At 41.8% G+C, this 4,250-nt stretch carries 1 protein-coding gene and 2 pseudogenes; all 3 read right to left on the reverse strand.

The features are described 5' to 3' along the window. Nucleotides 1-221 precede the first annotated feature (221 nt). A pseudogene (locus tag ACFVSH_RS23525) lies at nucleotides 222-743 on the reverse strand (helical membrane plugin domain-containing protein); the annotation flags it as partial. Next, nucleotides 736-3,699: a formate dehydrogenase subunit alpha gene (gene fdhF, locus ACFVSH_RS23530; protein ID WP_387708131.1), complete on the reverse strand. Its 2,964-nt coding sequence runs from the start codon at nucleotides 3,697-3,699 to the stop codon at nucleotides 736-738. The pseudogene ACFVSH_RS23525 and the gene fdhF, both read right to left, overlap by 8 nt. Before the next feature lie 182 nt (nucleotides 3,700-3,881). Continuing rightward, nucleotides 3,882-4,250 (reverse strand): annotated as a pseudogene (locus tag ACFVSH_RS23535) (type I pullulanase); the annotation flags it as partial.

Consider the following 4,250-nt stretch of genomic DNA (forward strand, 5'->3'; position numbering starts at 1 on the left):
TTCGTCACCTTTACTAACATTCCAATATTCCTGAGACGAACGAGCAAAGATCCTTAATTCTTACTTCTCGATAAAGTTAGCGGAATGGTTACGAGTGAAACTCCTGCAGCGATCCAAAACCAGCTGGTATATCGTTTTTTTCCTCTTCCGCCTTCACTGGGTATACTTGATCCGTATGATTTTCTTGTGGTCGGCCGTTCTATGTCTGCTGTTTCATTCGCTTTATGCAATTGCTGATTCTCTGGTAGTTGGGTAGTTCTTTCTAAATCGCTTGTATCTTCTCCCATTCCTTTAAGGAAGGTCATCAGAAAAGTCATGGCTTGTTTGACTTCTTGGTCATTCAAGGAACGCATCAATGCTAGATAGCTTGGCTTATCAGGAGTTTTATCCGCTTCGGCCACACGGGCAATCCCTGAATTGACTTTAAGGATAAGCGGTTCAAGCTGCTGAACATTAAGTGATCCTAAAGTGCCAAGTATGAGAAGGAGATTTTTTAGCGTATTTGATGTTTCTGGGGTGTCTGCTGTTTTGACCAGAATGTTCAGCACTTTGTCCCCTTCCTTCAACAAACTGTTAACCATTGATAATATCCCACGATCCTGCATGCCTTTCATAACTTCAAACGTTTCTTTAATCACTTCTTTATTTTCCAAAAGGGTACGCTCTATCTCCTCGAGTTCAATTCTTCTTCTTTCTTCATCGTTTAAGGTGATTCGATTGATCACTTTTGTCGCTTTAGCCACGGTTCCTCTCCTCCTTTTTGATTTTCAAGAGGTCACCTGGGAATATATAATCTTCGCGGGCCCATTTTTTTTGTACTTGTACACCTATCTGTGGTTGTGGATTACCATTTCGATGGTTGATGCTCGGCAATGGATTATCTCCCTTGACCCTAAGCACTTCCATTTTTGCCTGAACTTCCTTATAGGCAGGGGTATCGGTATCTTTATCTGAATGGCTGCTTGTCAATTGGTTGATTGCCCCGTCACCTGAATCGTTCATCGGCAGATAAACCTCTTTACCTTTTACACGATCTGTAATCAGGCATTGCACTTTTGCATTTCCATATGGTGAAGTTAGCCGAACAAGAGTGCCATCCTCAAGCCCTCTATCTTTTGCCAATTCCCGTGATACCTCAAGGAATACTTTTGGCGTTTTGGAAATGAGGCCTTTTGATTTATAAGTCATGTTACCTTCGTGGAAATGTTCCAACAATCGGCCATTATTCACATGGATATCAAACTCATCCCCAAAGTCAATCGGTCTGGTCCATTCGACTGGAAAAAACCTTGCTTTTCCATCGGGGAAAGGAAAAGCTTCCGTGAATAAAAGCGGCGTATCTTTACCATCTGGTGCCACTGGCCATTGGAGACTTTTATATCCTTCCAAGCGTTCATAACTTACTCCAGCATATAATGGTGATAGTTTTGCTGCTTCGTCCATGATTTCACTTGGGTGCTCATAATTCCAACCTGCTCCTAACGAATTAGCTACATTCATAATGATTTGCCAATCAGGTTTTGAGTCACCCAACGGTTCAAAGACTTGATATAGACGTTGAATACGGCGTTCGGTATTCGTGAAGGTACCTTCTTTTTCAAAGCTTGGGCTTGCTGGGAGGACTACATCCGCGAATTCTGCCGTTCTTGATAAAAAGATATCTTGTACCACAAAGAAGTCCAGTTTTTCAAATGCTTCATGAACATGATTGATATTGGAATCGACCAAACCCATATCTTCTCCTTTTAAGTACATTGCCTTGATGGTACCTGCATGAATCCCTTCGACCATTTCATGATTATTAAGGCCAGGGTTTTCTGGTATTTTTGCACCCCAGATGTTTTCATATTTCGCACGTACGTTTTTGTCCGTTACTTTTTCGTAACCTGGCAAGCGATCCGGCATACTGCCAAAGTCGCTGGCTCCTTGGACATTATTATGTCCGCGTAAAGGATAAGTACCTGTTCCAGGTTTACCGTAGTTGCCTGTTATGAGCAATAAATTGGAAATTGCAGTACTCGTATCGCTTCCTCCGCCATGCTGGGTAACTCCCATGGCCCAGAGCGTTGCGACGCTCCCCGCTTCATGAATGGCTTCTGCAAGCGAAATTAAATCTTCTTTAGCTATCCCTGTTACTTTTTCCGCATATTCCATTGTGTAAGGTTCTAAAGTCCTGATGTATTCCTCCATCCCATTTACACGATTTTTGATGAAGTTTTTATCTGTCCAACCTTTGTCGACGATATATTTAGTCACGGCGGACAGCCAAATGATATCCGACCCCGGAGCAGGCTGGATGAAGAGATCGGAACGTTCAGCCATTTCATGCTTTCTGAGGTCCGCCACAATCAGCTTCTGTTTACCTAGTTTATGGGAACGTTTGATTCTGGTAGCCAAAACGGGGTGGGATTCGGATGTATTGGAGCCTATGATCAATACAAGTTCGGACTTTTCGATATCTTTTATCCCTCCTGTATCCCCGCCATATCCAACCGTTCTGAATAATCCTAAAGTAGCCGGCGTTTGACAATACCGGGAACAGTTATCCACGTTATTGGTGCCAATGATTCCCCTTGCCAGCTTTTGCATTAAATAGGACTCTTCATTGGTGCATTTGGAAGACGTTATGAAAGCCATTGAATCCGGTCCGTGATACTCTTTAATTTCGGTGAATTTTCGGGAAATCAATTCAAGGGCTTCATCCCATTCAACTTCCTTGAACGCATCTCCTTCTCTAATTAAAGGTTTTGTGAGTCTTTCTTCACTATTCACGAAATCCCATCCGAATTTCCCTTTTACACAAGTCGAAATTCCATTTGCAGGTGCCTCCACTTGCGGTTCGATTTTTAGGATTTTACGATCTTTGGTCCAAACGTCAAAGCTGCATCCTACCCCACAGTATGTACAAACCGTTTTTGTCTTCTTGATCCTTGCATCCCTCATGGCTGATTCCATATCTGAAATCGCTAAAATCGAACCATATCCCGTTTCAACATTTTTCGTGATTTCTATCATGGGTCGAAGAGTTTGTTTAGCGATGCCGGTTAAAAATCCAGCTTCCCCTTCCATTCCTTTTTCCATCATTGCATTACACGGACAAACTGTGGAACAGTGTCCACATGACACACATGATGATTCGTTGATTGGAACATTATTGTCCCAAATGACTCGCGGGCGTTTAGCTTCCCAATCAATGGTCAATGTTTCAGTGACCTGTACATCTTGACATGCTTCAACACAACGGCCGCAAAGGATGCATTGATCCGGATCATATCGATAAAATGGATTTGACCGATCTACTTCATATGGTTTTTGATCAAAAGGAACACTTTGATGATTTACCCTCATTTCCTTAACCGTATTGTGGATTTCACAAGTGCCATTATTATAATCGCAAACCGTACAATAAAGCTCATGGTTATACAATATCTTGTCCATCGCCATGACCTGTGCTTCTTTTACATCTGGTGCAACTGTATCGATTACATCCCCAGCCTTGATCTTGGTGGAACAAGACCTTACAAGTTCTCCATTAACGCTCACTAAACATGTATCACATGTTTCGATAGGCCCCAGGCTAGGATGGTAACAAACATTCGGGATTTCAATCGAGCTATCCGTCAGCATTTGTAAAATTGTTTGATTACCTTCCAGGCTGGCCTCGACACCATTGATTGTTATCTGTACTTTCTCTGGCAAAATAATCGCTCCCCTCTTAAAAAACGATAAAATTCATCATTAAGTATTTTCTACCCCCGCACATTTTTTCTCAAACTTGCGATAGAAAATAGTGGAAGATTTCATATGACCAATAATTTTCATATCATAAAATGAAATAAAGTCAAAGTGAGACATAGGATTCACTCACTTCGACTTTATTATCATTCGTTAGAATTTGTTTTCAGTACAAACGAACTTAAAGGGGCAACGGTAATCTGACTTTTAACCCTTTCTATTTCTTCCAGGCCCGCCCGCTGACCATCCACTAAAACAGACCAATCACCTTCGTGGGGAAGGGAAATGGTTATCGTGTCCCAATTTGCATTATGAATCACTGCAATTTTGTAATCATTATGTTTTAAAGTAAATGCAACCGCATTTGGCGGAGCATCAATGAATTGTAAATGCTCCTCAATTTCCTCAGGTGTGCTTAACCTAAAAACAGCATGATTTTTCCTGAGCGAAATTAGTCCTTTCATATACTCCACTTCCCGATCTAACACGGCTCTCCTTTTCCAATCCAACCGGTT

This window comes from Peribacillus sp. NPDC058002 (assembly GCF_042886655.1).
In the GTDB taxonomy this organism is placed as follows: domain Bacteria; phylum Bacillota; class Bacilli; order Bacillales; family DSM-1321; genus Peribacillus; species Peribacillus aracenensis.